Origin of the sequence: Kineococcus indalonis, assembly GCF_009906395.1 — a bacterium.
Taxonomy (GTDB): Bacteria; Actinomycetota; Actinomycetes; order Actinomycetales; family Kineococcaceae; genus Kineococcus; species Kineococcus indalonis.
On the sequence record NZ_JAAALM010000322.1, the window covers coordinates 1 to 4741 of the forward strand.

Here is a 4741-nt window from a genome sequence, read left to right on the forward strand (position 1 = left end):
GGCACGAGGCGCCCGGCCACGGCGCCCCCGAGCAGGGCCACCCGCACAGCACGCAGTGGCAGCAGGACCCGCAGTGGCAGCAGGACCCGCAGTGGCAGCAGGACCCGCAGTGGCAGCAGGACCCGCAGTGGCAGCAGGACCCGCAGTGGCACCCCTGGCCGCCGGCTCCGCCCGCGCGCCGCAGCGGGCGCGCCGCGCGCGCCCTCGGCGCCGGGTCGGCGGTGCTGCTGCTCGGCGTGGCCGGCGGCTTCGCCGGGGCCCTGCTGCAGGACCGCTGGGACGGCGCGCGCTCGTACCCGTCGGTCACCCTGGCCGCGCCCTCCCCGGGCACCACCGAGCGCCCCGCCGGCTCCGTGGCCGCCATCGCCGCCACCGCCCTGCCCAGCGTGGTCTCCCTGCAGGTGCAGGGCCGCCAGGGCGCGGGCACCGGCTCCGGCTTCGTGCTGCAGGCGCAGGACGGGGCCGAGGCGTTCGTGCTCACCAACAACCACGTCGTCGCCGGCGCCTACGACGACGGCGTCACCGTGCTGTTCCAGGACGGCCAGCAGGCCGCCGGCGAGGTCGTGGGCGCCGACGCCTCCTACGACCTGGCCGTGGTGCGCGTGGAGCGCGCCGGCCTGCGCGCGCTGACGATGGGCGACTCCGGCAGCGTCGTCGTCGGCGACCCGGTGGTGGCCGTCGGCGCGCCGCTGGGCCTGCAGGGCACCGTCACCGAGGGCATCGTCTCGGCGCTGAACCGCCCGGTCTCCGCCGGCGGCGAGGGCGCCGGCGAGGCGTCGTACATCCAGGCCATCCAGACCGACGCGGCGATCAACCCCGGCAACTCCGGCGGCCCGCTGCTCAACGCCCGTGGCGAGGTGGTGGGCGTGAACTCCGCCATCGCCTCCCTCACCGGCGGCTCCGGCAGCACCGCCGGCAGCATCGGGCTGGGCTTCTCCATCCCCTCCGAGCAGGCCCGCCGCACCGCCGAGCAGCTCATCCGCACCGGCCGCGCGGTGCACCCGGTGATCCGGGTGTCGCTGGACAACCAGTACGGCGGCGAGGGCGTGCGCATCCTGGACCAGCCCGGCGCGGTGCAGGCCGGCGGGCCGGGGGAGCGGGCGGGCCTGCGCCCGGGGGACGTGGTGCTCGCCATCGACGAGCGCCCGGTCACCGAGCCGGCCGAGCTCATCGTGGACATCCGCGCCCGCCAGCCCGGCGACACGGTCACGCTGACCGTCCGCCGGGGCGGTCAGGACCTGCAAGTGCCCGTGACCCTCGAAGCCGACGGTTAGGATCCACCCGTGTTCGGCATCAACGGGGGCGAGCTGATCGTCCTCCTCGTCGTGGCCCTGGTCGTCCTCGGACCCGAGCGGCTGCCGCAGTACGCCGAACAGCTCGCGCACCTGGTGAAGTCGGTGCGCCGCTTCGCCAAGGGCGCGCAGGCGCAGATGCGCGAGGAGCTCGGCCCGGAGTTCGACGACATCGACTGGCAGAAGCTCGACCCGCGCCAGTACGACCCGCGGCGCATCGTGCGCGACGCGCTGTCGGACGTGTGGGACGACGACCCCGCCCCGAAGAAGAACAACGGGGCCCGCGCCGCCTCCACCGCCGCCGCCGGCGGCCTGGACCTGCAGAAGAAGAAGGACCCCGCGGCCCCGGCCGCCGCGCCCTACGACGAGGACGCCACCTGACGCTGCGCCCCGGGGCCGCGCGCACCCCGGGGCGCGGTCACCGCGTGGGGCCCGTCAGGCGACGCTGACGCCCAGGCGCCGGCCCGCCAGCCCGCGCGGGCGGGTCGCCAGGTGGCGCGCCAGGTCCCGCAGCGCCACCGCGGCGGGGGAGTCCGGGGCGCTGAGCACCACCGGCAGCCCCGCGTCGCCGCCCTCGCGCAGCGTCACGTCCATCGGCACCTGCCCCAGCAGCGGCACCGGCGCGCCCAGCCGCGCGGTGAGGGAGTCCGCCACCCGCTGACCGCCGCCGGAGCCGAACACCTCCAGGCGCTGCCCGTCCGGCAGCTCCAGCCAGCTCATGTTCTCCACCACGCCCACGACCCGCTGGGACGTCTGCGCCGCCACCGCGCCGGCCCGCTCGGCGACCTCGGCGGCCGCGGCCTGCGGCGTGGTCACCACGAGCACCTCCGCGCCGGGCAGGAGCTGGCCGACGCTGATCGCGATGTCGCCGGTGCCGGGGGGCAGGTCCAGCAGCAGCACGTCCAGGTCGCCCCAGAAGACCTCCGAGGCGAACTGCTGCAGCGCGCGGTGCAGCATCGGCCCGCGCCAGGCCACCGGCTCGTTGCCGGGCACGAACATGCCGATGGAGATCACCCGCACCCCGTGCCCGCTCGGCGGCAGGATCATCGCGTCCACCTTGGTGGGGCGGCCGGTGACGCCGAGCAGGCGGGGCACGGAGAAGCCGTGCACGTCCGCGTCCAGCACGCCGACCCGCAGGCCGTCCGCGGCCATCGCCGCGGCCAGGTTCACGGTGACGCTGGACTTGCCCACCCCGCCCTTGCCGGAGGCGACGGCGTAGACGCGCGTGAGGTTGCCCGGCTCGTTGAAGCGGATGGTGGGCGCGGCCTGCGTGGTGCCGCGCAGCTTCACGGTCAGGGCGCTGCGCTGCTCGGGGGTCATCTCCCCGAAGTGCACCCGCACCCCGCGCGCCCCGGCCACGCCGCGCACGGCCGCGCTGACGTCGCTGGTGAGCTTCTCGCGCATCGGGCAGCCGGCGATCGTCAGCAGCACCTTCACGTCCACGACGCCGTCGTCGCCGACGTCGACGCGCTCGACCATCCCCAGCTCGGTGATAGGCCGGTGCAGTTCGGGGTCGTTGACCGCCGACAGGGCGGTGCGGACGGCGTCGGGGGTGGGCAGCACGCCGCCAGGGTACGTGCGCACCGCCGCGGGCACCGCTCGTGGTCCTCGGGGCCCCGGACGGCGGGTCCGGGGCGGGGCGCCGCCGTCAGCCGGCGGTGACGCGCACGACCTCCTCGAAGGTCGTCTCCCCGCGCATCGCCTTGGCCAGCGCCGCGGTGCGCAGCGTGCTCATGCCGATGCGCGCGGCCTCCTCGCCGAGCGCGGACTCGGTGGGGGTGGTCATGAGGACCTTGCGCACGCTGGGCGTGACGTCGAGGACCTCGTACACCGCGGTGCGCCCGCGGTAGCCGGTGCCGCCGCAGTCCGGGCAGCCGGTGCCGCGCAGCGGGGTGGCGTCCAGGATGTCCTCGATCGTCAGGCCCAGCAGCGCCAGGGTGTCCTCGTCGGGGATGTAGCCGTCCGCGCACGAGTCGCACGGGCGGCGCACGAGGCGCTGCGCGATCGCGGCGGTCAGCGAGCTGGCCACCAGGAACGGCGCCGCGCCCATGTCCACCAGGCGGGTCAGCGCCCCGACCGCCGAGTTGGTGTGCAGGGTCGTCAGCACCAGGTGACCGGTCATCGACGCCTTCAGCGCCAGCTCGGCCGTCTCGGCGTCGCGGACCTCGCCGATGAGGACGATGTCGGGGTCCTGGCGCAGCACGGAGCGCAGACCGGCGGAGAACGTCATCCCCACCTTGGTGTTGACCTGCACCTGCGTGATGCCGGGCAGCTGGACCTCGACGGGGTCCTCCAGCGTGATGATGTTCTTCTCCGGCGACATCGTGGCGTGGATGGCCGCGTAGAGGGTGTTCGTCTTGCCCGAGCCGGTGGGGCCGGTGATGAGCACCAGGCCCTGCGGCACGCTCAGCGCCCTGGTGAAGACCTCCAGCTGCTCGGGCTCGAAGCCCAGCGACTCCAGGCTGGGCACGTCGTCGCCGCGGGTGAGCAGGCGGATGACGACCTTCTCGCCGTGCAGCGCCGGCAGCGTGGAGACGCGGCAGTCGATGGCGGCGCCGTCCACGGTGACGCGGGTGCGGCCGTCCTGCGGCACGCGCCGCTCGGAGATGTCCAGCCCGGAGATGATTTTGATGCGGCTGATGACGCTGGGTGCGACGCGCTTGGGCGCGGACATCACGTCGCGCAGCAGGCCGTCGACGCGGAAGCGCACCCGCAGCTGGTCGCGCTGGGACTCCAGGTGGATGTCGGAGCAGCGCAGCCGCACCGCGTCGGACAGGATCCGGTTGACGAGCTTGACGATGGGCGCGTCGTCGTCGACGGAGCCGTTGAGGGCCGCCAGCGGGTCCTCGTCGTCGTCGTCGGAGGCCTCCTCCACCATGCGGCTGACCTGGGAGGTGTCCTCGGTCAGCGACCAGGCGCGCGCCAGGTGGTCGCGGATCTGCGAGTCCACCGCCACGACGACGTGCAGCTCGGGGGTGCGGGTGTAGAGCTTGACGTCGTCCAGGGCCAGCACGTTCGTGGGGTCGGCCGCCGCCACGAGCAGGTACTCCGGCGTCTTGTCCAGCACCAGCACGCGGCAGCGCTCGGCGACCGCGCGCGGCAGCAGGCGCACCACGTCGGGCGCGATGCTCACGCGCGACAGGTCGACGTGCTCCAGGCTCAGCAGGTCCGCCAGGCACACCGCCAGCTCCGCCTCGGAGACCAGGCCGAGCTCGACGAGGATCTGCCCCAGGCGCCGGCGCGGGCCCTCGGCGTTGCGCTGCTCGTTGAGCGCGTGGTCGAGGTCCTCCGGCAGCAGCAGACCCTTCTCGACGAGCACGTCGCCGAGGCGCCTGCGGGTCTGCCCCGCGGGCGCGGGAGCACCGGAGCGGGAGTCGTCGAGGGTCGTCACGGTCCGTGCATCGGCACGTGGACGGCTCAGCTGGAGCCCGAGCGCTCCACCCCTCGCC

General features: G+C 75.0%; 4 protein-coding genes. 2 read left to right on the top strand and 2 right to left on the bottom strand.

Features of this window, described 5'->3' with window-relative positions; translation table 11 throughout:
* Window positions 1-1274: S1C family serine protease (locus GTR00_RS14755; protein WP_205705853.1), on the top strand; the 1274-nt coding region annotated here is incomplete at its 5' end.
* A 9-nt stretch (window positions 1275-1283) separates the two neighbouring features.
* Complete coding sequence (locus GTR00_RS14760; protein WP_166612361.1) at window positions 1284-1673, top strand: twin-arginine translocase TatA/TatE family subunit; 390 nt, start codon at window positions 1284-1286, stop codon at window positions 1671-1673.
* A 54-nt stretch (window positions 1674-1727) separates the two neighbouring features.
* Here GTR00_RS14760 and GTR00_RS14765 read toward each other — a convergent pair whose 3' ends face one another.
* Together GTR00_RS14765 and GTR00_RS14770 are read right to left on the bottom strand one after the other, a co-directional pair.
* On the bottom strand, window positions 1728-2852 hold the full coding sequence (locus GTR00_RS14765; protein WP_166612364.1) for an Mrp/NBP35 family ATP-binding protein: 1125 nt from the start codon (window positions 2850-2852) through the stop codon (window positions 1728-1730).
* Window positions 2853-2940: 88 nt separating this feature from the next.
* Entirely contained in the window at window positions 2941-4683 is a 1743-nt protein-coding gene (locus tag GTR00_RS14770) for a GspE/PulE family protein (protein WP_166612362.1), read from the bottom strand.
* Window positions 4684-4741: the final 58 nt, after the last annotated feature.